The sequence below is a fragment of the Porphyrobacter sp. AAP60 genome, assembly GCF_001296025.1.
Lineage (GTDB): Bacteria > Pseudomonadota > Alphaproteobacteria > Sphingomonadales > Sphingomonadaceae > Erythrobacter.
In genome coordinates, this window is the sequence record NZ_LJHV01000008.1 from 126,100 (window position 1) to 150,379 (window position 24,280).

The 24,280-nt window shown below is 64.0% G+C and carries 21 protein-coding genes and 1 tRNA gene; 9 read left to right on the top strand and 13 right to left on the bottom strand.

Annotation, left to right across the window (positions count from 1 at the left end; translation table 11 throughout):
• Positions 1–216 precede the first annotated feature (216 nt).
• The 4 genes from IP79_RS06545 to IP79_RS06560 form a co-directional block, all read right to left on the bottom strand.
• Complete coding sequence (locus IP79_RS06545) at positions 217–1,614, bottom strand: cytochrome P450 (protein ID WP_054118477.1); 1,398 nt, start codon at positions 1,612–1,614, stop codon at positions 217–219.
• Positions 1,615–1,676: 62 nt separating this feature from the next.
• Positions 1,677–2,723, bottom strand: a complete 1,047-nt coding sequence (gene hemH, locus IP79_RS06550) for a ferrochelatase (protein ID WP_054118478.1) — start codon at positions 2,721–2,723, stop codon at positions 1,677–1,679.
• 79 nt (positions 2,724–2,802) lie between these two features.
• The gene (locus tag IP79_RS06555) at positions 2,803–5,076 is read right to left on the bottom strand and encodes a molybdopterin cofactor-binding domain-containing protein (protein WP_054118479.1); all 2,274 of its coding nucleotides are present in this window, start codon (positions 5,074–5,076) and stop codon (positions 2,803–2,805) included.
• A 3-nt stretch (positions 5,077–5,079) separates the two neighbouring features.
• Complete coding sequence (locus IP79_RS06560; protein WP_054118480.1) at positions 5,080–6,087, bottom strand: Mrp/NBP35 family ATP-binding protein; 1,008 nt, start codon at positions 6,085–6,087, stop codon at positions 5,080–5,082.
• A gap of 132 nt (positions 6,088–6,219) precedes the next feature.
• Between IP79_RS06560 and hflK the strand changes: the two genes are divergently transcribed.
• From hflK to IP79_RS06575, 3 genes are all read left to right on the top strand, one after another.
• Complete coding sequence (hflK, locus tag IP79_RS06565; protein WP_054118481.1) at positions 6,220–7,317, top strand: protease modulator HflK; 1,098 nt, start codon at positions 6,220–6,222, stop codon at positions 7,315–7,317.
• A gap of 5 nt (positions 7,318–7,322) precedes the next feature.
• Positions 7,323–8,171, top strand: a complete 849-nt coding sequence (gene hflC / locus IP79_RS06570) for a protease modulator HflC (RefSeq protein ID WP_054118482.1) — start codon at positions 7,323–7,325, stop codon at positions 8,169–8,171.
• A gap of 176 nt (positions 8,172–8,347) precedes the next feature.
• Positions 8,348–9,886 (top strand): Do family serine endopeptidase, encoded by a 1,539-nt coding sequence (locus IP79_RS06575; protein ID WP_082337063.1) that lies wholly within the window; start codon positions 8,348–8,350, stop codon positions 9,884–9,886.
• 58 nt (positions 9,887–9,944) lie between these two features.
• Here the strand turns inward: IP79_RS06575 and IP79_RS06580 are convergent, their stop codons facing one another.
• The 4 genes from IP79_RS06580 to IP79_RS06595 form a co-directional block, all read right to left on the bottom strand.
• Positions 9,945–12,134, bottom strand: a complete 2,190-nt coding sequence (locus tag IP79_RS06580; RefSeq protein ID WP_054118483.1) for a transglycosylase domain-containing protein — start codon at positions 12,132–12,134, stop codon at positions 9,945–9,947.
• 133 nt (positions 12,135–12,267) lie between these two features.
• Positions 12,268–12,675 carry a peptide-methionine (R)-S-oxide reductase MsrB gene (msrB, locus tag IP79_RS06585; protein WP_156318160.1) on the bottom strand — a complete coding sequence of 136 codons (408 nt, stop codon included), beginning with the start codon at positions 12,673–12,675 and terminating at the stop codon, positions 12,268–12,270.
• A gap of 106 nt (positions 12,676–12,781) precedes the next feature.
• Positions 12,782–13,450, bottom strand: coding sequence for a glutathione S-transferase family protein (locus IP79_RS06590; protein ID WP_054118484.1), 669 nt, complete (start codon positions 13,448–13,450; stop codon positions 12,782–12,784).
• 66 nt (positions 13,451–13,516) lie between these two features.
• Positions 13,517–13,876, bottom strand: a complete 360-nt coding sequence (locus IP79_RS06595) for a hypothetical protein (protein WP_054118485.1) — start codon at positions 13,874–13,876, stop codon at positions 13,517–13,519.
• Positions 13,877–13,986: 110 nt separating this feature from the next.
• Here IP79_RS06595 and IP79_RS06600 point away from each other — a divergent pair, with 110 nt between their 5' ends.
• Positions 13,987–14,379 carry a VOC family protein gene (locus tag IP79_RS06600; protein WP_054118486.1) on the top strand — a complete coding sequence of 131 codons (393 nt, stop codon included), beginning with the start codon at positions 13,987–13,989 and terminating at the stop codon, positions 14,377–14,379.
• Here IP79_RS06600 and metW read toward each other — a convergent pair whose 3' ends face one another.
• Together metW and metX are read right to left on the bottom strand one after the other, a co-directional pair.
• Entirely contained in the window at positions 14,380–14,967 is a 588-nt protein-coding gene (gene metW, locus IP79_RS06605) for a methionine biosynthesis protein MetW (protein ID WP_054118487.1), read from the bottom strand.
• Positions 14,964–16,070, bottom strand: coding sequence for a homoserine O-acetyltransferase MetX (gene metX / locus IP79_RS06610; RefSeq protein WP_054118951.1), 1,107 nt, complete (start codon positions 16,068–16,070; stop codon positions 14,964–14,966). Before metX ends, metW begins: the two co-directional genes overlap by 4 nt.
• 109 nt (positions 16,071–16,179) lie before the next feature.
• On the opposite strand from metX, the gene IP79_RS06615 reads away from it, so the two are divergent.
• Both IP79_RS06615 and IP79_RS06620 read left to right on the top strand, forming a co-directional pair.
• The gene (locus IP79_RS06615) at positions 16,180–17,301 is read left to right on the top strand and encodes a pyridoxal phosphate-dependent aminotransferase (protein ID WP_054118952.1); all 1,122 of its coding nucleotides are present in this window, start codon (positions 16,180–16,182) and stop codon (positions 17,299–17,301) included.
• Complete coding sequence (locus IP79_RS06620; protein WP_054118488.1) at positions 17,298–18,206, top strand: prephenate/arogenate dehydrogenase family protein; 909 nt, start codon at positions 17,298–17,300, stop codon at positions 18,204–18,206. The genes IP79_RS06615 and IP79_RS06620 overlap by 4 nt, the downstream gene beginning before the upstream one ends.
• 6 nt (positions 18,207–18,212) lie before the next feature.
• On the opposite strand, the gene IP79_RS06625 is transcribed toward IP79_RS06620, so the two are convergent.
• Positions 18,213–18,836, bottom strand: coding sequence for an LON peptidase substrate-binding domain-containing protein (locus IP79_RS06625; protein WP_233994111.1), 624 nt, complete (start codon positions 18,834–18,836; stop codon positions 18,213–18,215).
• Positions 18,833–19,768 (bottom strand): tetratricopeptide repeat protein, encoded by a 936-nt coding sequence (locus IP79_RS06630; protein ID WP_054118490.1) that lies wholly within the window; start codon positions 19,766–19,768, stop codon positions 18,833–18,835. The genes IP79_RS06625 and IP79_RS06630 overlap by 4 nt, the downstream gene beginning before the upstream one ends.
• A gap of 230 nt (positions 19,769–19,998) precedes the next feature.
• Here IP79_RS06630 and IP79_RS06635 point away from each other — a divergent pair.
• The 3 genes from IP79_RS06635 (at position 19,999) to IP79_RS06645 (ending at position 22,983) form a co-directional block, all read left to right on the top strand.
• Positions 19,999–20,073 (top strand) — tRNA-Gly (locus tag IP79_RS06635).
• A gap of 163 nt (positions 20,074–20,236) precedes the next feature.
• A complete protein-coding gene (locus IP79_RS06640; RefSeq protein ID WP_197273763.1) occupies positions 20,237–20,644 on the top strand; it encodes a hypothetical protein in 408 nt (135 codons plus the stop codon).
• A gap of 158 nt (positions 20,645–20,802) precedes the next feature.
• Entirely contained in the window at positions 20,803–22,983 is a 2,181-nt protein-coding gene (locus IP79_RS06645) for a TonB-dependent receptor (protein WP_054118492.1), read from the top strand.
• Positions 22,984–23,088: 105 nt separating this feature from the next.
• On the opposite strand, the gene IP79_RS06650 is transcribed toward IP79_RS06645, so the two are convergent.
• Positions 23,089–24,264, bottom strand: a complete 1,176-nt coding sequence (locus IP79_RS06650; protein ID WP_054118493.1) for a saccharopine dehydrogenase family protein — start codon at positions 24,262–24,264, stop codon at positions 23,089–23,091.
• Positions 24,265–24,280: the final 16 nt, after the last annotated feature.

The following is a 24,280-nucleotide window of genomic DNA, read 5'->3' on the forward strand; positions in this document are numbered from 1 at the left end:
GATTTAGAGCGGGGTTAGACCCCCGCTAGCCTCGTCCAGACCCCCTCTAGACCCCCTCTAGCCCCGTCTCGCGCTGCGATCGAGCAATGTTTCACGTGAAACATTCTGGGATGTCTCCGGCGGCGTAGCCGCCGCAAGCACGACTGTGCGCCCGCAGTGATGCGATCTTCAGATCGCGTGAGCGAGGATTTCGCAGCGCGGACGCGCTGCGGAACATCAAAGACTCGTGAACGTCACCTGCAAGCCATCCTTGGGCTGCGGGATCGGCCAATCCTGCCAATCGGGATTGTAACCCTCGGCCGCCTCGATCCGGTAGCGTTGCAGCAATTGGGCCAGCAGGATCTTCACCTGCATATAGGCAAAGTGCAGGCCGAGGCACATATGCGCTCCGCCGCCGAACGGCACCCAGGCATACTTGTGCCGCGCCTTCACCTGATCGGGCGTGAAGCGCAGCGGATCGAAGGCGAAGGGATTGTCCCAGTATTCCTCGGAATGGTGGGTCCAGTAGATGTTGATCCCCACCATCGTGCCTGCAGGAATGCGGTATCCGCCATATTCGAATTCGCGCAAGGCCCGGCGCGGCATCGAGGGCACCGGCGGGATCATCCGCAATGATTCCTTGAACGCCATTTCGGTGAGGTCGAGCTTGCCCAGATCATCGTAATCGAGGGCACGCGGATTGCCGTCACCGTCCGGCCCGCCGGTCACCGCCATGATCTCCTCGCGCAGTTTTTCCTGCCATTCGGGGTTGGTGGCCAAGTGATAGATCAGCGATGTGGCGGACGATGTGATGGTGTCATGCGCGGCCATCATCAGGAAGTTCATGTGGTCGACCACCTCGTCGACCGGCAGCAGCGATCCATCCTCGCGGGTGGCGGTGGCGAACTGGCTGAACATGTCCTGCCCGCCGCCCTCGGCCCGGCGGCGCAGGGTTTCCTTGGTGAAATAGTCGACCAGAAAGGCGCGGCCATCCACGCCCTTTTTCATCTTGGTGAAGGGCAAGGGCTTGCGCACCGGCGCGACCGAGGCCTGCACCATATCGACGAAAGCCGCGTTGATCTTGTCCGCTTCGGGCCCCCACGGCAGGCCGATGAAACTGTCGGCAGCCAGATCGAGCGTAAGCTTCTTGATCGCCGGATAGAACTCCTTCGGCCCGGCCCAGCCCGCCACTTCGCGGGCGATCCCGCGATTGAGCGCGCCAGAATAATGCCGCATCGGTTCGGGCTTGAACGCGATCGACAGGGCGCGGCGATCGATCCGGTGATGGTCGAAATCCATCAGCATCAACCCGCGCGGGAACAGCTGATCAAGGATCGGGCCCCAGCCCTGTTCGGAACTGAAGATCTTGTCCTTGTTGAACAATAACAGCTCGTTCGCCTCGGCCCCGAGCAACGCGACCTGCCAGCCGCCGAAAGCACGGTTGCGATAGACCTTGCCGAATTGTTCGATCCGTTTGGCCACAAAGCCATGCGGATCGGCCAGCATCTTGAAGGTATTGCCCACCACCGGCCAGCCGCCCTCGCCGGGGATGTGCGCAAGGTCAGCCTCGGTCGGGTTACCTTCGCTCCAATGCGGGAAAGCGGCGGTCTGCGGGTCGGCGGCAAGCGTGGCCATGGGATCAGGCTCCGTAACGGGTTCGGATTCGCAACTGACCTTGGTGTAAATAATCCCAGCCGTCAAATCCAGCCGGAAAGCTCGCGGAGCAGGATCGTCTCGATCATGGCGACGCCGTGGCCCGAGGCGTTGAGGCAATCGAGCACAGCGTAATCCTCGCCGCCTGCCTCGATGAATTCGTCCCGCCCTTCCAGCGCCAGTTCTTCCAGCGTCTCGACGCAGTCGGCGGCGAAACCGGGGGCGGCGACCACCAGCCGCTTGGTGCCCTTTTCCCCTTCGGCAATCAGGGTCGTGTCGGTTGACGGTTCCAGCCAGCGCGCCGGGCCGAAGCGCGACTGGAAGGTGGTTTCGAACCGGACGCCTTCGAATTCGGGCCGGGTCGCCAATTCCTCGCGCAGCAAACGGGCGGTCTTGGAGCAGTGGCAGAAATAGGGATCGCCCTTTTCCAGCGTTTGCAGCGGCATCCCGTGAAAGCTCATCAGCATCACTTCGGGCTTGAAAGCCAGCGCCTGCACCTGCCGCCCCAGATCATCGGCCAGCGCGCCCAGATAGGCGGGATCATCGTGATAGGGCGGGACAAACCGCAGCGCGGGCTGCCAGCGCATGGTGCCCAGCACGCGGGCGACCTCGTCAAACACGGTCGCGGTGGTGGCGGCGCAATATTGCGGATACATCGGCGAAATCACGATGCGATCGCAACCTTGGGCCATCATCTCGGTCAGGCGCTGTTCGATCGATGGCTTGCCGTAACGCATGGCGTAATCGACCACGACCTTTTCGCCAAACCGGGGTTGCATCACCTTGGCCATCGCCTCAGCCTGCTGCGCGGTGATATCGGCCAGCGGCGATCCCCGATCCGTCCAGATCTTGGCATAGGCCTTCGCGCTTTTCTGCGGCCGGGTGTTGAGGATGATGCCGCGCAAGATCGGCTGCCACACCACCGCCGGGATTTCGATCACGCGGCGGTCTGACAGGAACTGCTTGAGATAGCGCCGGACAGAATCCGGGTCAGGCCCGTCAGGCGTGCCGAGATTGACCAGCAGGACGCCGATCTTGCCGCTCGATACAGGAGGATGGTCGCCCGGAAGGCGCTGGGTCTGCCAGGTCATTGCCGCCCTAACGCGCCGCAGCGGTTTCGTTTCCGGGCAAATGCGCTTGCCCGGGTTCTATGTTGCAAAAAAGTCCGGGTCATATGCCGTCCGAAAGTAGGGGCAGTCGGCGCAGGCGCAAGCCCGTGGCCGAAAACAATGCATTGGCGATGGCAGGCGGAGCAACCACCGCGCCCAGTTCGCCCGGATCGGACGGGGGGGCTTCGCTGGCGATGAATTCGATCCGCATCTCCGGGCAATCGTCCACGGTGGGCAGGCCGAGCGCTCCGTAAGCGGTGCTTTCCGGCAAACCGCTGCGCAGTTTCACCGGATTGCCCAGCGCGATGCCGATACCGAACACCAGTCCGCCCTCGATCTGCTGGAGCGCGATATCGTGATTGATGATCCGCCCGATATCGACCGCTGCCGAAAGCCGGGTGACGCGCACCCCGCCTTCGCCCTGCCGGGCCGTGGCGACGCAGGCGATCCGCGCGCCTTCCGGCCCTTCGCCGATGCGGGCGCAGGCAATGCCCTGCCCGCTCTGATCGGCACCGCCATCCCAGCCAGCCAGTTGCGCTGCGCGTTGCAGGCAGGCCGCCAGCCGCACATCGCTGCCCAGCATCGCCATGCGGAACGACAGCGGCTCGCGCTGATATTTCGCCGCGATCTCGTCGATGAAGCTTTCGATCGCGAAAATCGTCGGCCCGTATGAATTGCCGCGCACCCGGCCCACCGGCAGGCCGATTTCGGTCGGCAGGTGTTCGACCAGTACCGCGGGCAATTGGTACGGCGGCACCGCGCCTTCGCAGGCAAGCGGATCGGGCTTTCCGGTCGTCTCGCGGATCGCCGCCGTGGTGGTCAGATTGTCGAACAACCGCTTGCCGAACTCGCGTGCGGCCGGCGGCGTGGCAATCCGCAGGCGCATCGCATCGATCGCGCCGGGGTTCGCTCTGGAAACCTGCGCGCCGAGCAGCATCCAGGCAGGCGCACGCGGGCGGCTGCGGATCAGCTCGTCCCGGCGCGGCCAGGTCAGCTGGACGGGGCGGCCCAGTTCTTTTGCTATCAGCGCGATTTCGATGGCGTGATCATGTTCCAGCCGTGCATCGAAGCTACCACCTGCCGGCATGGGATAAAGCGCCACATCCTCGGCCGCGATACCGATGGCGCGGGCGGCAGCGATGCGCGCCTGTTCGGGCGCCTGGCTCGCCATCCACAGATCAAGCCGCCCGTCGGCATAGCGCGCCGCGGCACAGGCCGTTTCCAGCGGCGCGGCATAGGCAGGCTCGACTTCGTAGCGCCGGGCGATATCGACCCGCTGCAATGCCTCTCCGCCAAACCCGGTTTCGGCAATCGGGAAGGCCTTTCCGCCTCTGAGCGTGGTGTCGAGCCGGGCCGCGATCTGGTTGCCGCTGACCGGATTGGCAGCGGCAAAACGGGGTTTCATCGCATCCAGCGCTGCATCGGCGCTCCACCAGGTGGTGGCCGCCACCGCCAGCCACCGCTTGCTCTTGACGATCCCGGCGACCCCTTTGATCCCGGCAGCCCCTGCGGGGTTGAAGCCGGTCAGTTCGGAATCGTCCACCGGCCCGTGGCGGATCGAGGCATAGACCATGCCCGGCAAGCGCACATCACCGGCAAAGCGGAAAGATCCATCCACCTTGGACGGCAGATCAAGCCGGGGATAGGCCGGTGCCTGTTCCGATTCGGCAGACAGCGGGGCTTCGCGTAGAGGTTCGGGACGCAGGGGCGGGGGATCGGGCGGCGTCCATTCTGCCGCGGCCCCGGCCAGCTCGCCAAAAGTTGCGCGGTTGTCGCCATGCGTCACGAACCCGTCCGCGACCTCGCACGCCTCCCAGGATACGCCCCAGCGTGATGCCGCTTCCTGTGCCAGCATCGCACGCGCCGAAGCGGCAGCGGCGCGGCAGGGCATTTCGTAGGCGGCAATCGATGTGCCATCGGCGGTAGCGTTGAAGCGCTGCGATCCGGCAAAGCGTTCCGCCATCATGGTATCGGTGCCATCGGAAAGCCCGGAGAAAGTCGGATCCCACAGCCCGATCCACTTCTGCGCAAGCGGGATATTGCCATAGGCGCCCGAAACCGGCGCGGGCTCCATCGCCACCTGCCGCCAATCCGCGCCCAGTTCATGGGCCACGATCTGCGGCAGCAGTGTTGCAATGCCCTGCCCCATTTCCAGCTGCGGCACCGCGACCGATACCACTCCGTCAGACGCGATCTTCAGCCACGCGCCGAACACATATTCCCCGCTCGCGGCGACCAAAGGCGTGCGATAGGTGCGCGGCATCAGCCACCAGGCGACCAGCAGACCGCCGCCCGCTGCCGCCCCTGTCAGCACCCCCCGCCGCGTGACCTGCATCGCCTAGATCGCCCCGGTATCGAGCCAGCGGGCCAGCCGCCCGGCAATTGCCACGAAGGGCGCGGCTGTATCGTCATCGCCCGCCGCCGGAGGCTCGCCCTTGTCGCCCGCGATCCGCGTCGCCAGCGTCAGCGGCACCCGGCCAAGGAAGGGGATATCGAGCGCCGCTGCGAATTTCTCGACCCCGCCCTGTCCAAACGGATCACTCATCTCGCCGCAATGGGGGCAGACATAGCCTGCCATATTCTCGACCAGTCCGATGATCGGCACTTCGCCCTGTTCGAACAATTGCCCGGCCCGCGCCGCATCGATCAGCGCGAGATCCTGCGGGGTCGAAACAAGGATTGCGCCGTCGGGACGGTGGGCGGACAGCATCGAAAGCTGCACATCGCCCGTGCCTGGCGGCAGATCGATCAGCAGCAGATCGGTCTCACCCCAATCGGCATCGACCAATTGGGTCAGCGCCTTGCCGGTCATCGGTCCGCGCCACGCCAGGGCTTTGCCGGGCGCAACGATGTGCCCCATCGATAGCACTTTGACATCGTAGGGGCTGTCAATCGCCACCAACTGCTTGCCATCAGACGTCGCGCCCGGCTTGACCCCTTCGGTTTTCAGCAACTTGGGCTGCGAAGGGCCATAGATGTCACCATCGATCACGCCGACCTTGCGGCCCATCCGTGCAAGGGCGACCGCAAGATTGGTGGTCAGCGTCGATTTGCCGACCCCGCCCTTGCCCGATCCCACCGCGATCAACCGGCGGCGGCGGCGTTCACCCGTCAGCGCGATGTGAACTTCGGCAATGCCGGGCAACGGCGTGAGCGCGGCAGTGATCATGCCTTCAAGCTCTGCGCGGGCGGAATCGGACAGATCGCCAGCCTCAGCAACGATGATTGCACGGCCCGAAACGATCCGTGCCGAACGCAGGCGATGGTTGATTTCAGGCGAAAGCGCGGCGCGGATCAGCGCCTCTTCCGCGTCAGGTTGGCGGGGTGTTTGTGGTGAGTTGTTCATTTCGTCACGCCTCTAACACCAAAATCACGCAGCCAACCCCTGTTTTTCGTAAGATCGCGTGCCTATAACGACAGAATGCAAAGATCGGACGGTTGGAGAGAACGTCTTGGCGCAGGCCTTCGCGGCCTTGCCATGGCTGGCAAAAATAACCCCTGGGGCGGCTCCGGCAACGGTGACGAGCCCGGCAATGAAGGCGGCAGCGGGGGCGGTAGCGGCGGTGGGCCGCGCAACCCGTGGCTGCCCGGCGGGAACGAGCCCGGCAAACGCCGCTCGGCCAGCATCGAGGATATTTTCAAGACCCGCGGCCCCGAAGGCCCGCGCCGCGCCGGCGGTGGCCCCGGCGGCCCCGGCTTCCGCCTGCCCGAACGCAGCAACGGCAAAAGCTGGCTGCCCTTCATCCTCGGCGGGATCGCTGCCGTGTGGATCCTCTTGTCGAGCTTCCATTTCGTCCAGCCGGGCGAACAGGCAGTGGTGACATGGCTGGGCGGCAAATATTCGGACACGCTCGATTCGGGCACGAACATTACCGCGCCCTGGCCGATCCAGATTGTCGAAAAGGAAAACGTGACTCAGATCCGCTCGGAAGAGGTGCCCGGCACCGCCACCGAAAAGCTGATCCTCACCGCCGATCAGAACCTGGTCGATCTGTCTTACGTGATCCGCTGGAACATCTCTGACCTGACACTTTACAAATACCAGCTGGCCGATCCGCGCAACGCGCTGATGGAAATCGGCGAGGCCGCCATGCGCGGGGCCGTGGCGCGGCAGGGGCTCGACAAGGTGCTGACCGGTGAAGGCCGCGCCGAAATCGAACAGGATGTGCGCGAACGCATGCAGGCACGGCTTGATGCCTATCGTTCGGGCATTCTGGTGCAGGGTATCGAAATCAACAAGACCGATCCGCCAAGCCGGGTCGAGGAAGCGTTCAAGGACGTGTCGTCCGCGCAACAGGATGCCGACGCCGCGATCAACCGTTCACGCGCCGTGGCGCAGCAGGTGCTCGCACGGGCACAGGGCGACGCGAGCGAGTTCAACAATATTTACGAAGAATACCGCCTCGCCCCCGAAGTGACGCGCCGCCGGCTTTATTATGAAACCATGGAGGCGGTGCTGTCCAAGACCGACAAGACCATCGTCGAATCCGGTAATGTCACCCCGTATCTGCCGCTGCCCGAATTGCGGCGCCGGGCACAAACCCCGGCCCCGCCCTCGCAGGCACAGGGAGAGTAAGACCCATGAATTCTGTGCTTCAGAACTACAAGGCGCTCTTTATCGTCGCGATCATCGCCCTGGTGGCGCTGGCATCGACGGTTGTGATCATCCCCGAAACCCATCAGGCCGTGGTTATCCGCACCGGCCAGCCGCATCGTGTGTTGAACCAGTTCCGCCCCGATCAGCCTTACGGCCAGACGGGTGCAGGTATTAACTGGCGCATCCCGATTGCCGAAGAAGTTCAGATGGTCGATCGCCGGGTGCTCGATCTCGACATGTCGCGTCAGCAGGTGCTCTCGAATGATCAGCAGCGGCTTCAGGTCGATGCCTATGCGCGCTATCGCATCATCGATCCGGTCAAGCTGGTCGAACGCGCCGGAACCGAGCGCCAGCTGGAAGCGCAGTTGCTGCCAATCCTCACCTCGGTGCTGCGGCAGGAACTGGGCCGGCGCCCGTTTTCGGCGCTGATCAATGCCGAACGCGGCACGGCGATGACCAACATCACCCGCACACTGGATGCACAGGCGCGCAATTACGGCGCGCAGGTGCTGGACGTACGGATCAAGGCGGCTGACCTTCCCGAAGGCCGCCCGCTCGATGCCGCCTTCACCCGGATGGAAACCGACCGGCAGGAAGAAGCCGCGACCATCCGTGCCGCCGGGCAACGCGATGCGCAGATCATCCAGGCCGAAGCGAATGCCGAGGCTGCCCGCACCTACGCCGATGCCTATGGCAAGGATCCGCAGTTCTACGATTTCTACCGTGCCATGCAGAGTTATCGCCAGACGTTCCTGTCGGGCGAAGGCCAAAGCGCCATGGTTCTGTCGGAGGATAGCGAATACTTCCGCCAGTTCCGCGGCGGCACCCGCTGACGCGTTCGACCAGCGGCTGATAGCGTCCGGCAAACGGGGGCGATGTTCAATCGCCGTTCAGGCCCGGACAGCGCATTTGGGGCATTGAAACCAGCCGTCTGGCTGGCCCCGTCAAAGGTTTGAGGAACGCAGCGGCAACCCCGTGCATTCCTTCATTGGATAAGGACCATGAGGACGTGAAGAACGTGCGCTACGTATATGGACTTTCAAGCGCGCTGCTGGTGGGCGGCGCTGCCATTTCGCTGATTACCGGTGCGCCTGTGGGCGCGCAGGTGGCTCAGAATGATGAAACGGTGATGAACCGCGTGGTTCCGGTTGCCGGTGCGCCTGCAAGCTTTGCGGATCTGACCGCGCAGCTCCAGCCAGCCGTGGTCAATATCGCCACCCGCCAGCGGATCGAAGTGCAGAACAACCCGTTCGCGGGCACCCCCTTTGCTGAACTGTTCAACCGCCGTCAGGGCGGTGGCAGCGGCCAGCCGCAGACCCGCGAGGCGCAATCCCTGGGTTCGGGCTTCATCATTTCGGCAGATGGGTTTGTGGTCACGAACAACCACGTGATTTCGCCGCCCGATACGCGGGCAAAGCTGGAATCGATCACTGTCACCCTGCCCGATGGCACGGAATACGAAGCCGAACTGGTCGGCGCGGACGCCGCATCCGACCTTGCCGTGCTCAAGATCAAGGCCAATCGCAGTTTCCCCTATGTTGCATTCGGCGATTCCAGTGCGACCCGCGTGGGCGAATGGGTGGTGGCAATCGGCAATCCCTTCGGCCTTGGCGGCACTGTAACCAGCGGAATTATCTCGGCGGTGTACCGCAACACCGGCCAGGGCGGCGCCTATGATCGTTATCTCCAGACCGATGCCAGCATCAACCGCGGCAATTCGGGCGGCCCGCTGTTCGACATGCGCGGCAATGTCATCGGTATCAACAATGCGATCTTCTCACCTTCGGGCGGAAGTGTCGGCATCGGCTTTGCGATCCCCGCCGAAATTGCTGCTCCGATTGTGGAGCAGCTGCGTTCGGGCCGGGAAATCCAGCGCGGCTATCTCGGTGTGCAGCTTCAGCCGATCGACGAAGATTTCGCTGCCTCGCTTGGCTTGCCCAAACGGCGCGGGGAACTGGTCCAGACCGTGCAGGATGACAGCCCGGCCTTGCGCGCAGGATTGAAGCCCGGCGATATCGTCACCAAGGTCAACGGCAAGGACGTGACGGCTGAACAAACCGTCTCCTTCCTCGTCGCCAATCTCGAACCGGGCGCGCAGGTGCCGGTCGAATTGCTGCGCGATGGCAAAACGGTGGCCCTCAATGTCACCCTCGGCAAACGTCCCACCGAAGCGGAATTGCGCCAGCAGGCCCAGACCTTCGATCCCGACGCGGAAGAACCGATGGCACCGGGCGCTTCGGATGGCACGATCGAAGAAAAGCTCGGCCTGCAGGTGATCCCCATGACCGCGCAGATCGCCCGCTCGCTGGGCGTTCCGACCGATACCAAGGGCGTGGTGATCGGCACCGTCGATCCCAATTCGGACGCGGCGCGCAAGGGCTTGCGCCGCGGCGACATCGTGCTGTCGGCCAATTATCAGGCGGTGGCTTCGGTTGAAGACCTGCTGGCACAGGTCAATGCCGCTAGCGCCGAGAACCGCGAGGCGATCCTGCTGCGCGTCCAGCGCCGCACCCAGCCGCCGGCCTTCTTCCCGATCCGCCTGCGCTGAACGGTTTTACTGGCTACAAGAAAGGGCGCCGGGATAATCTCCCGGCGCCCTTTTTGTATCAGAAGACAGGCGATTGCTGGGCCTGGGATTGAGACTGGGACTGGGACTGCTGCTGGGCTGGCGGCAGCGGCGGCTGCGGCGGAACCCGGCGCGGCACCCGCGGTATTTCACCGCCCGTTGCCTCCTCCAGAAAATCCCGGCTGGCCGCAGGCGGAGCCTGTTCGCCCTCGATCCCCAGGGGGCTTTCCGCCGGATCGCGCCGACCGGGCTCGATCAGATTGCCCTGTTCATCGATGTAGTAATATTCGTCCGGATCGCCGAACATCGCCTCTTCATCGGGCTCCAGCTGCCATTCGGGCAAGTTGAGCGTCACGTCGAATTCCTCGACCGGGCGATCCCTGACAGCATAGCGCATATAGGCGGCAAAAGCCTGCGCCGGGGCCCGCCCACCCTGCAAGCCCGATACCGCCCTGGCATCATCGCGGCCCATCCACACCCCTGTGGTGATCCCGCTGGAAAAACCGATGAACCAGCCGTCCTTGTTCGATGATGTGGTGCCGGTCTTGCCCGCCACCGGGCGTCCGATTTGCGCCGCGCGGCCCGTACCGGTCTGGACTGCGGCCTGCAGGATATCGGTGGCACCGGCGACCACGTAATCGGGCACAAGCGACGACCTGCGCGTGGCTTCGTGGCTGTAGAGCACATCGCCGCTCGCGCTGGTCACTTTGGTGATGCCGTAAGGGGAGACCGCCTGCCCTTTGGCTGAAATCGCCGCAAAAGCCTGCGTCATCTCGATCACGCGCACCTCTGACGACCCCAGCACCATCGAAGGGTAAGTCGACACTTGCGAACTGATCCCGAACCGCTTGGCCATCGACGAAACAGTGCCGAAGCCGACTTCATTGCCCAGCTGCGCCGCCACAGTGTTGATCGAAAAGGCAAACGCCGTGCGCACATCGGTTTCGCCGATATTGCGCCCGTTGGAATTGCGCGGGCTCCAGCCGTTGATCGTCACCGGCGTGTCGACCACTTTGTCCTCGGGCGTATAGCCAGCCTCCAAGGCGGCAAGATAGACAAACAGCTTCCATGCAGAACCCGGCTGACGCATCGCGGCGGTGGCGCGGTTGTAATTGCTTTCAACATAATCGGTGCCGCCGACCATCGCGAGGATCGCCCCGTCACGATCAAGGCTGACCAGCGCGCCTTGCGTTCCACTGGGCGTGTTGGCCTCGATCGCGGCGGTGGCGGCGCGCTGCATCCCGATGTCGAGCGTCGTCCACACCTCGATCGGCTCGTAAGTTTCAGGCAGGATGATATCGAGCTGCGGCAGCACCCAATCCGTGAAATACCGCACCGAGTTCTGGCCCGACTGTTCCTTGAGCTGCACCGCGCTGACATCGACAGCCGCCTGATCGGCGGAAATATAGCCCTGTTCGCGCATCAACCGCAGCACCACCTGCGCACGGTCAACCGCGGCCTGCACATCGGCTGTGGGCGAATAGCGGCTGGGCGCCTTGACCAGCCCGGCAATAATCGCGGCTTCCTCGACGCTCAGCTCGGTGGCCGGGTGGCTGAAGAACTTGCGGCTGGCGGAATCGATGCCATAGGCGCCGCCGCCGAAATAGACCTTGTTGAGATAAAGCTCGAGGATCTCGTCCTTGGAAAACCGCCATTCCAGCGCCATCGCCAGCACCGCTTCGCGCGCCTTGCGGTCAAGCGAGCGGTTGTTGTTGAGGAACAGGTTGCGCGCCAGCTGCTGGGTAATCGTGGAGGTGCCGCCCAACCTTGCGCGCGTTCCTGTCAGCCCTTCGATCAGCGCGCCGGTCAGCCGCACCGGATCGACGCCGTAATGCGACCGGAAGCGCTTGTCTTCCACCGCGACCATCGCGTTGGTCATGTTTTCAGGGATTTCTTCGTAATCCAGCCACTCGCCAAAGCTGGGGCCAAGCTCCACCAGCTCGCGCCCGTCACGCGCGCGCACCACGATGGTCTGCCCCGGCTGGGTTGCCTGCAAGGTTCCGTAGCTGGGCAGGGATTGTGCCGCGAAGATCACGGCAAAAGCCAGAAACACCGCGCCCAGCAGCGCCAACGCGGCCCCGCCCAGCAGCCCGCGCTTCAGCCAGCGGCGCCAGCGCGGCGGAGGTTCGCCGCCCGCACCGTTCACCGGAGGCGTTGCTGACCGTTCGGTCGCCGCCCGGCGCTTTCCGCGCGCGTTCCTGGCCTGCAACCGCTCACCCCTTTTCGACATTGTCCATGCTCAATTGATGCCCGCCGCCAAGTGGTGAGACCCCGACGCCTTGCATAGGCAAGTTGTAACCGCGGGTGAACCGGCAATCGCGCACCATCCCCCGGACATCCCCCGTTCACCCTTTGCAGGCTGCTCAGTCTTCTGCCGGGGTGAAGATGAGCGCAGCGGAATTGATGCAATACCGCAGGCCGCCCTGTTCGGGCGGGCCATCGGGAAACACATGGCCCAGATGCCCGCCGCACGTCCCGCAGCGCACTTCGGTGCGGATCATGCCGTAAGCGGTATCGCGATGTTCTTCGATCACCTCCTCATCCGCAGGCCGGGTGAAAGCGGGCCAACCACAGCCGGAATTATACTTGGCGGTCGAATAGAACAATTGCGTGCCGCAGGCGGCGCAATGATATTCGCCTTCGTCATAGAACTTGTCATATTCGCCAGTGAAGGCGCGTTCGGTCCCGGCTTCGCGCAGCACATGATACTGCATGGGATCAAGCTTCTCGCGCCATTCGGCGTCGGTGATAGTGCGGGGATCGTCGATCATAAGGCTTCCTCTCTCGTGCACGCCAATATCGGAATGTCGAAGACATTCCGCAAGCGCGACTGCGCGCCCGCAGCGACGGGGCCTTCAGGCCCCGTGAGCGAGGATGCTACCCATCCACCTGCGCATAATGCGGCGGCGGCTTGATCTGCTCCATCCGCTCGGTCAGCAGCGGGCGAAAGCTCGGCCTGCTTTTGAATACGGCATACCAGCCACGCGATTGTTCGTGCCCGGCCCAGTCGATCCCGCCGAGATAATCCGCGACCGAAATCTGTGCCGCCGCCGCCAGATCAGCGAGGCTCATCGTGGAACCTGCCACCCATGGCCGGTTGTCGATCAACCAGTCGAGATAGTCGAGATGCCCGTGCGCCATCTTCATGGCATTGCGCAGCGCGCCGCTATCGGGCGGTTGGCGCAGGATCCGCTTCTTCATCCGTTCCGACAAAAGCGGGGCAGTGACATCGGCGTAGAAATTCTCGTCGAACAGCGCGACCAGACGGCGGATTTCGGCGCGCTGCGCTGCCGTGCCGTTGATCATCGGGGTGCGATCGACCGTCTCCTCGAAATATTCCGCAATCGCCCGGCTATCGGGGATGATGACGTTCTTTTCCTGATTGACAATCACCGGAGTGCGCCCGGCCGGATTGAGGTTGAAGAACATGTCGGATGCAGCCCACGGGTCTTCGCGCACCAGATCGAAGGGAATGTTCTTTTCGCTCAGCAGCAGCCGGATCTTGCGACTGAAAGGGCATAGCGGGAATTGATGGAGTTGCCACATAGGCCCGCTCCATGCCGCAATTCCAAAGTCAAATCCATGGCCCCGCGATGGTAAGCGGGGGAGTATTCAGATGCCGGATGCTTCCAGCATCAACAGGCACGATGGCATGATCTTGTCCGTATCCCCGCTGGCGGCAAGCGCCCTGGCTTCATCGCCCGCAAGCCGGGTGATCCCGGCGCGGTCAAGCCCGGTGGCATCCATCAATTGCGCCATCGCCAACACGAAGAATTCGCGCCCGCGGGTGCCCACATCAGGCCACTGCCGGGCGCTGGCTTCGCCCTGCGCCTGCCGGTTGGCGACCAGCGCAAAGGCCGCAGCGCAGCGCAGCAGTGCACGGTTTTCCTGAGAGATCACGGCAGGTTCGGAAGCAGCGGCCGCAGGCGCAGCCTGAAGCGCCAGTGCGGCGGCGAGAAGCGGGGTGAGCATGGCTTATTCTATGCACTGCGACATGAACCTTGCGCTACCGGAATCGGCATTGCCGCACGCCGGAATCCGTCCTAATCCGCAACCTGTCTTATGAGAGGAGACTTCTACCAATGTTCAGTCACGTGATGATCGGCACCAATGATTTCGATCGCGCCAAGGCGTTTTATGACGCCGTGCTCGCAACGCTCGGCGCAGGGCCCGGCAACATCAACGAAGCCGCCACCGGCCACAAGCGCGCGTTCTGGTTCCACAATGGCGGCATTTTCGCGATCAGCCAGCCGATCAACAACGAACCAGCGGCCTGCGCCAACGGATCGACGATCGGCTTTGCCTGCGACAGCCTCGAACAGGTTCAGGCGTTTCACGACGCGGCAGTCGCTGCGGGCGGCACCTCGATCGAGGACGCACCCGGCCCGCGCACCGGCGCGATGGGGACATTGAACCTCGGCTATGTGCTGGACCTGGACGGGCACAAGCTGTGCATGCTGCACCGCGCAGGCTGATTACCGACTGAGTTCAAACACCGCGAATTCGGCGCGCCAGTTAGCTGCTGGCGCGCCGATTTGCGTTTCATTGGCGAAGAACCACGCGCGCTCGATGGTCGCGCCCTTGGCCCGCGCCAGATCGCGGAAATCCTCGACCGTGACGTGGTGGATGTTCTGGGTCTCGTACCAGCTCACCGGCAGCGCGCGAGTCACCGGCATCCGCCCGCCGAACATCAGCGCGGCGCGGGTGCGCCAGTGGGCGAAGTTGGGGAACGACACGAAGGCGCGCCGCCCGACCCGCAGCAGTTCATCGAGGATCAGATCGGGCCGGGTCGCGGTCTGGAGCGTCTGGCTGAGGATCGCGTAGTCGAACGCCTTGTCGGGGTAATTCGCCAGATCGAGATTGGCATCGCCCTGTACAACCGAAAGCCCGCGCGACACGCAGCGTTCGACCAGTTCGCCGTCAAGCTCCATGCCCCGCGCATCGCAGCCGCTGGCACTCTCCAGCTCCGCCATCAGCGCCCCGTCACCACAGCCAATGTCCAGCACCCGGCTGCCGGGCGCAACGTGCGCAGCGATGGCGGCAAGATCGGGGCGTAAGGTCACTCGACGAACCCCTTCACCACCCGGTCAAGCTGCTCGTGCTCCAGCAGAAAACTGTCGTGCCCGTGCGGCGCCGAAAGCTCGACAAAGCTGACTTTCGCGCCCGCAGCGTTGAGCGCGTGGACGATGTGGCGGCTTTCTGCGGTGGGGTAGAGCCAATCGGTATCGAAGCTGACAAGGCAGAACCTTGCGCTTGCCCCGGCAAAGGCGGTCGCCAGCTTGCCGCCATGTTCTTCGGCAATGTCGAAATAATCCATCGCGCGGGTGATGTAGAGATAGCTGTTGGCATCGAACCTGCGGGTGAAGCCGCTGCCCTGATAGCGCAGGTAGCTTTCGACCTGAAACTCTGCGTCGAAACCAAAGCCCTTGGCCTCGCGGTCTTGCAAGCGCCGCCCGAATTTCTCGGTCAGCCCCGCTTCCGAAAGATAGGTGATATGTGCCGCCATCCGCGCCACGGCCAGGCCATTGTCGGGCTTGGCATCAGCCGCGTAGTAATCGCCTTGCGCCCAAGCCGGATCGGCCATGATCGCCTGCCGGCCGACTTCGTGAAAGGCGATGTTCTGCGCCGAATGGCGGGCGGTGGATGCGATCACCAGCACCCGCGCCGCGCGTGTCGGCCAGTTGGCGGCAAGGCTCAATGCCTGCATCCCGCCCATCGATCCGCCCACCACGGCGTGCAACCGCTCGATCCCCAACCCGTCAAGCAGCGCGACCAGCCCGCGCACCATGTCGCGGATGGTGATGACGGGAAAACGCATTGCATAAGGTGCGCTATCGGGCGTGCCAGGGTCTGGGCTCGCAGGCCCGGTCGATCCCATGCAGCTGCCGATGACATTGGCGCAGATGACGAAATGCCGGCCCGTGTCGATCGGCTTGCCCGGCCCGACCATCCGTTCCCACCAGCCCGGCTTGCCGGTGATCGGGTGCGGACTGGCAAGATACTGGTCGCCGGTCAGGGCATGGCACACCAGCACCGCGTTGCCCTTGTCAGCCGCCAGTGTGCCGTAAGTCTCATAGGCGATCTGCGCGCCTTCGAGCACCTGTCCGCTATCGAGCGGCAGGGGATCGGGAATGGCATAGACCAGCGTGGCGGGGGCAGCGTTCATGAGCGATGCGAATTGGGGGAGGCCCATGCCCATGTCAATCACAGCCACTGGCACCGCCCGCGTTTTCGCGCTGTATTCGCACCGCCAAACTGGCTATCGCGCCAGTCCGATGTCCAAGCCCAACTCAAAGCCTCTGGCCAAGCCCCAGCCCAAACCCTGGATCGCGCAGATTCACGCCTATGTGCCCGGCAAGTCCAAGTCGGCGAGCGGAAAGCCGCTGGTGAAACTTTCGGCCAATGAAAACCCGCTCGGCAGCAGCCCGGCGGCGCTGGCTGCCTTGGCCGAGGGTCACAATCCGGCCGATTACCCCGATCCCGATGCCCGCGCCTTGCGGGAAAAGATCGCCGAAGTGCACGGCCTCGATCCCGACCGGATCGTTTGCGGCACAGGATCGGGCGAATTGCTGCATTGCGCGGTGCAGGCGCTCGCCGGTCAGGGGAACGAGGTGCTGGCCTCGCGCTATTCCTTCTCGCTCTACCCGCTGCTGGCGCACAAGGTTGGCGCGCAAGCCGTGTTTGCCGAAGATAATTCCTATGCCGCTTCGGTCGATAATCTGCTGGCGGCGGTGACAGAGCGCACCAGGGTCGTGCTGCTCGATAATCCCAACAATCCCGTGGGCAGCTTTTTGGCTCCGTCCGAAGTCGTACGGCTGCACGCGGGCCTGCCATCAGACGTGCTGCTGATCGTCGACGAGGCTTATGGCGAATATGTCGATCCGGCGCTGCAACATGCCGCATTCGAACTCGCCGCCGCGAACGAAAACGTGCTGGTCAGCCGCACCTTCTCGAAAGCCTATGGCCTCGCATCGGAACGGGTCGGCTGGGTGACAGGCGCGCCGCATCTGATCGATCTCGTCAACCGGCTGCGCGGCGCGTTCAATGTGTCGGTCAGCGGGCAGAAGGCGGCTTTGGCTGCGCTGGGCGATCAGGCCTTCGTCGCTGCCACTCGCAAACACAACATGGCCGAACGCGCTCGGCTGGCAGAGGCTGTCGCGGCGCTCGGCAATCACGGCCTCAGCGCCAGCCCCAGCGAGGCGAACTTCCTGCTGGTGCATTTTGATGGCGCTGTGACCGCAGCCGGTGCTTTGGAAGCACTGTCGGACGCGGGCTATGCTGTGCGGCATCTGCCGGGACAGGGCCTGCCCCGATCCTTGCGGATCACTATCGGCAAGTCAGAGGATATGACCCGCGTGATCGCTGCCCTGCGCGCCTTGTGCGGGGAAGCGGTATGACGATTGCACGGGTTGCCATCATCGGGCTGGGCCTGCTGGGCGGTTCGATCGGTCTCGCCATCAAGGCGCGGGGGCTTGCGATTGCCACCACGGGCTGGGATCGCGACGCCGGCGTGCGCGAGCGTGCTGCGGAGCGCGGGTTGGTCGATCAAGTGTGCGAGCGGGCCGAGGACGCCGTTGCGGGCGCCGACCTGGTGATCCTGTGCGTGCCCGTGGGTGCGATGGCCGAAGCAGCGCGGGCGATTGCGCCGGGGCTCGCCCCGCACGCGATCATCAGCGATGTCGGCTCGTCCAAGGAAGCGGTTGCCAAAGCGCTTGCCAAAGCATTGCCCGGTGCCTGCATCATCCCCGCGCACCCTGTCGCAGGCACCGAACAGAGCGGGCCGGACGCAGGCTTTGCCGCGCTGTTTGCAGGCCGGTGGTGCATCATTACCCCGCCCGAAGACTGCGATCCGGCAGCGCTCGACGCCTTGAGCGATTTCTGGACCGGGCTCGGCTCCAGGGTCGAACTGATGGACGCCGCCCACCATGATCTGGTGCTGGCCGTGACCAGCCACATCCCGCACCTGATTGCCTACACCATCGTCGGCACCGCCAGCGATCTGGAGGACGTGACGCAAAGCGAAGTCATCAAATACTCGGCTGGCGGTTTCCGCGATTTCACCCGCATTGCCGCGTCCGATCCTGTCATGTGGCGCGATGTGTTCCTGACCAACAAGGGCGCGGTGCTGGAGATGCTGGGACGTTTCAGCGAGGATTTGACCGCCCTGCAACGCGCCATCCGTTCAGGCGACGGGGACACATTGTTCGACCTGTTCACCCGCACCCGCGCGATCCGGCGGCAGGTGATCGAACAGGGTCAGGACGATGAACGCCCCGATTTCGGGCGGGAACACGGCGAATGATGGCCGCTATTGCAGCGTCGTGATTTCCTCGCTGCCATCCGTGCGGCCGTAAAACTGCATCAACTGCACCAGCAGCTCGCAGCGGTCGGTCAGGGTTTCGGCTTCCAGCAGCGCCTGCTTTGACGCCGGATCGAAGGGCGCGATCTGCGAGACGCCGTTGATCAGCGAGCGATCATCCAGTCGTTCGACCGAATCCCAGTCAACGCTATACCCCTGCATATCGGCAAAGGCCCGCGCCTCGCGTTCGAACCCGCCGCGCTGGGCATGGGACAGGGTTTCGCCTTCGTCCTCGTCATAGATATCCGCTTCGATCTGGCGGAAGGCGGTGGCCACATCCAGTTCGCGCAGCAGGCGGAAACGGGCGACGCCTTCGAGGATGATATTGTAGCGCCCGTCATCCATTGCCTGCACCTCGCCGATCCGGCCGACGCAGCCGACATTATACAGCGGCGCTCCGTCAACCAGACGCTGCGGCTGGATCATCGCGATCTGGCGGTCGCGAATCAGCGCATCGCCCACCAGCGCCCGGTAACGCGGTTCAAAGATATGGAGCGGCAATTGCATGCCGGGAAACAGCACCGCGCCGGTCAGCGGGAAGATCGAGAGGCGCTTGGACATTGTCTGGGTCATCCAAACAATACGCGCGACAGGCGGCGGCGGACGCCGACCACCCATTCATCCTCAAGGCCGGTGGCCTCGAACATCTTGAGCAGCTTGGCCCGCGCCGCGCCCTCGTTCCATTCACGGTCAGCGGCGATCATGGCCAGCAGCGTGTCGGCAGCTTCATCGCGCTGGCCTGCGGCAAAGGCGGCTTCGGCCAGCGCCAGTTGCGCATCCATATCATCGGGCGCAGCGGTGGCAGCGGCGCGCAGGGCGGCCAGTTCGCTGTCATCAACGCGGGTGCCAGCCAGTTCGAGCGCGCTGCGGGCAGGCGCAATCGCCGGATCGGTGGCAAGGCGCGGATCGCTATCGATCACGGCCATCACTTGCTGCGCTTCCTCCACTTCGCCCATCTGCACCAATGCGCGCACCAGCCCTGCGTGGGCGGGGGCGTTTTCGGGGGCGAATTCGGTGATCTGGGCAAAGATGCTGACAGCGCGCTGCGGATCGGCGGCGGCCAGCGCATCCTCGCCCAGCTTGATGAACTGGGCGATTTCCTCGGACGTGGGGCCTTTCGGTGCGGCCGCGGCGGCACCTTGCGCGCCCGCCTGCACCGGCAATTGCCCCAGCAACTGGTCAAGCATGGCCTTCAGCTGCGATTCGCTGCGGGCATTGGTCAGATCGGCGACCGGCTGGCCCTGGAACATGGCATAGACCGTGGGGATCGACCGCACCTGAAACTGCGCGGCGATGAACTGTTCCTCGTCCACGTTGATCTTGGCCAGCAGCACGCCCTTGTCGGCATATTCGGCGGCGACCTTTTCCAGCACCGGGGTCAGCGCCTTGCACGGCCCGCACCATTCGGCCCAGAAATCGAGGATGACGAGGCTGGTCTGCGATGGATCGACCACATCCTTGCGGAAGCGTTCGACCGCTTTCTGTTCGTCGATGCTCAGTCCCATGCTGGCCAAGGTGCGTGCTCCTGCTTGTGGTTGTGCGCGTCTGCGCCTGTGCCCCCAATGTGGGACTTTGGTTGCAGATGTGAAGCGCTGGCGTGTGCTGGCCGTTCGGGCCGACGCGATCAAGCCCCAATCGGGCCAATTTAGCGCTTGCAGGCTTGGGAAGGCGCTGCTAATCGCGCCGCCTCTCCGGCAGAACCTACGCAATTGCGGGTTTCTGTCAGCGCCAGTGAGCGGGCGTAGCTCAGGGGTAGAGCACAACCTTGCCAAGGTTGGGGTCGAGGGTTCGAATCCCTTCGCCCGCTCCAGTTTTCCTAGACATTTGCGAACTAAAGGCCTTCGGGCCACGCCTTTGGCTGCTGATTGCGGACATTGGAAAGCGCCTGTTCAGTCTGCACGCGCCACCGTGCCTGCCCGAACTGATGGCTCAAATCGCAAGCGCCAAAAGTCGACGGAGGAGGGCTATTGGTGGTGATAATTCGCACAAGGGCCGTCTGGCTGGCCGCACTGGCAACCGCTTTGACCAGCGGCCTTCCTGTCCACGCAGGCCAGCCGGTGATCATCAGCCGCGCTCCGCCCCCCGCCGCTTCGCCTGCCCCTGCCGCACCTTCCCCTTCGGTCGACCGGATCGCACGGGCGCAGGCCAATTACGAAGCGCTCCGGCGCGGGGATATTGCGATCGGAGATCTCGCCCCGCAGGATTTGCAGGACATCGTCGATCTCGATCGCGCCCTGCGCAACGGGCAAGCGGATACCCGAACGCCCGCTCAGGTATGTGTCGATGACGAATTGCGCCGTGCAGGCGGACGGCCATCGCGGCTTGCGTGGCGGATAATCGAGCTGAAGTGCCGGGAGATCGGCGGCGGCCTTTCCCGCTGACCTGCTGACCAGAGAACAGCCCCGAGTACACAGATGTGTCGCATCACGGACACACCTTGCGTTCCTTCCTGCACGCACCTGCGGCTTTGCGGGTTGCATTTGGATCATCGGGCGCTAGATGCGTGATACGTTATCACATAAAAACTACGGGAACTGCCATGATCAACCGCAAGCCTCTTCTTGCAACCTCGCGCCTTGCCCTTGCCGCTGTGCTGGGATCGGCCTTTGTCGCCTTGCCCGCACTGGCGCAAACCACTCCGGCCCAATCCGGCGCCGCAGTGGACGATGATCTCCACAACCGTCAGTCCGATGCCGAAGGCAACATCATCGTCAGCGCTTCGGGCCTGAAGGAACTCGACGTGCTGGCAGGCACCAGCGTGCTCGAAGTGCGCGATATCCAGCGCGACATGGTGACCGGCCAGATCGGCGATTTGCTGACCAAGCTGCCCGGCGTGTCCGCCACCAGCTTTGCCCCCGGCTCCTCGCGCCCCGTATTGCGTGGCCAGCAGGGCGAGCGTGTGCGCGTGCTGGTGGACGGCGTGGGCACGGCGGATGTTTCGAACACCTCGGTCGATCACGCCACCTCGATCGAGCCGATCACGGTCGAGCGGATCGAAGTGCTGCGCGGGCCCGCCGTGCTGCTTTACGGCAGCCAGGCGATCGGCGGCGCGGTCAACGTGATCGACAAGCGCATCCCCACCCGGATGCCTGACGAAGCGTTTCACATCGATGCCTTTGGCGGGATCGACAGCGCCACCAACCTGCGCACCGGAGCGGCTTCGGTGGATGTCGGGATCGGATCGAACCTTGTGTTCCATGTCGATGGATCGTGGCGCGAGACCGATGACTTTGAAATCGGCGGCTTTCAGGTCGCACCCGCATTGCGCGCCGATCTGCTGGCCGATGCCGCCGAAGAAGCCGAAGAGGGCGAGCTGGAAGAAGCCGCCGAACTGCGCGAAGCCGCCGGTCAGCGCGGCACCGTGCCCAATTCCGCGATGGAAAGCTGGACGATCAACGCCGGGCTTGGCCTGATCCTCGGCGAAAGCACCTTTGGTGCATCGCTCGGCTGGTATGACACCACCTACGGCGTGCCCACCCGTCCGGGTGCAGGCCACCACCATCACGGCGAAGAAGAAGGCGAAGAAGAAGGCGGCGAGGAAGAGGGTGAGGAACTCGTCACCATCGGGCTCAAGCAGTTCCGCGCCGACTTCAAGGGCGACATCTATCTGGGCGAAGGCGCGATCGAGCGTCTGAAGCTGCGCGTCGGCTATTCGGATTACACCCACACCGAATTCGAAGGCGCCGAAGTGGGCACCGTGTTCGATTCGACCAGCATCGAAGCGCGCGCCGAACTGGTGCAAAAGGCCAGCGGCATGCTGCGCGGGTCAACCGGCGTGCAATTCAGCCACCGCGATTTCTTTGCCGAAGGCGCCGAAGCCTATGTTCCGCCGAACCTGACCGATCAGCTGGCGGTGTTCACGCTGCAGGAATTCGGCACCGGCCCGATCCAGATCGAAGCCGCCGCCCGCGCCGAGTTCACCAATGTCGAAGCCCAGACCATCGGGGTCGAGCGTGATTACGATACCTTCTCGGGCGCGCTTGGCCTTGTTTATGAAGGCATCGAAGGCGTGCGCGTGGGCATCAACGGTTCGCGGGTCGAACGTGCGCCGAGCGCGGAAGAGCTGTTCTCCAACGGCCCGCACATTGCCACGCAGGCGTTCGAGATCGGCGATGCCGACCTGCGCACCGAACGCGCTTGGGGGCTGGAAGCCTATGCCCGCGGCAGCATCGGGGCGGGCACCTTTGCCCTGACGGCCTATCGCCAGTGGTTCGACAACTACATCTTCCTTGAGGAAACCGGGGAGGAGGAAGACGATCTGCCGGTGTTCCAGTATCTCCAGCAGGATGCCGATTTCTGGGGGTTCGAAGCAGAGCTGAGCTACCCCGTGATCGACACCGGATCGTTCCGCCTGCTGACCGATCTGCGCGCGTCCTATGTCGAGGCGGAACTGGCCGATGACACCGCCGTGCCGCGCATCCCGCCGCTGAGCCTGCTCGGCGCGCTGGAAGCCCAGACCGGCGCGTTCGATGTGCGCGGCGAAGTGCAGTGGTTCGACAAGCAGAACCGCGTGACCACCTTTGAATCCCCGACCGACAGCTTCACGCTGGTCAACGCTCTGATTGCATGGCGTCCGCTGGCAGAAAACCAGAACGTGACGGTGCAGATCGCTGCGGACAACCTGTTCGATGTGACCGGCCGCCGCCATGCCAGCTTCACCAAGGATTTCGTGCCGCTGGTGGGCCGTAACTTCCGTGCAAGCGTGCGCCTGAGTTTCTGAGGCACAACCACTCAGGCCGCACGGCCCCGAGCAAGGGCATGCACGTGTTGCAGGAAAAGGGGGCAACCGGAAACACCGGCTGCCCCCTTTTTCATGCCCGCCCGATCAATTTTCGACAGCGAAGGTCAGTTCGGCATGCTCTTCGAGCCGTTTGACGAGGTCTTCGCCAAGGAAACTGCCGGGCGTGCCGATCCCGCCGGGCTTGTCGCAGGCCAGCAGAGCGATGCCGGTTTCCGACAGCATCCGGCAGGTCGAGCCATAACCCGGATCATAGCGGCCCTTCACGCCGAATTGCAGCCGGCCTCCGTCGGCCATGTCGGCGACGAAGACGACATCGTAGAAGCCGTTTGCGCGTTCATCGGGGGTCGGGCCTTCGCCGGGCTTGGGCGGCTTTGACCCGAACGGGTTCTTCATGAATTCCAGCGCCGCATTGGCCGCAGCCCGGCCCGCATCGCCGGGGCTGGTCAGCATCATCTCGTCATACTTGAAATCGGTGCCGTAAGGGTGGCCGAGCAGGAAGTTGGTGCGGTGCACGTTCTTGGTGTTGATCGGCGCCATCACGAAGGGTGCGGACCACTTGCCGAGGTCTTCCTCGTGGCTCGGGATCATGCCCGATGGCTGATCCGGCCCTTCGAAACCCGGTGTGAGCGCGAAAGGATTACGCAGCACGTTGATCAGCGAAGGGCTTTTCGCCGCCGCCTTCATCGTCGCGCCAAGGCTGGCTGCGGTGCCGCCCGAAAACGTGCCCTGCATCGCGCGCACGCGGCCACGGATGCGCGGGGCTGGCTTGCCGAAGCGTTCGACGCAGGCCTTCTGCGTCATCATCACGCCGAGATCGAAGGGGATCGAATCGAAGCCCGACGAGAAACAGATGCGTGCGCCGGTGGCGGCGGCCGCAGCCTGATGCTCTGCAATCTTCTCCGCCATCCATGCCGGTTCCCCGCACAGATCGGCATAATCGGTGCCGGTCGCAACGCAGGCGGCGAGCAGCTTGTCGCCATAAAGCTGGTACGGGCCAACCGTGGTGAGCACGACACGGGTGCGCAGGCACATGGCTTCCAGGTCGGCGCTGCTTTCGGCATCGGCGACCACCAGCGGCGTGGTGGCCGGCGCGGCGATCAGGTCGCGCACCTCCTCCAGCTTGGCGAGGCTGCGGCCTGCCATCGCCCATTTCGGGCCATCTTCGCGCGCACCGTAGTGGGTGGCCAGATATTCGGCGACGAGCCTTCCGGTGTAGCCGGTGGCGCCATAGATGATGATGTCGAATTCGCGGGTGGTCATGTGATCCCTCTTTCCG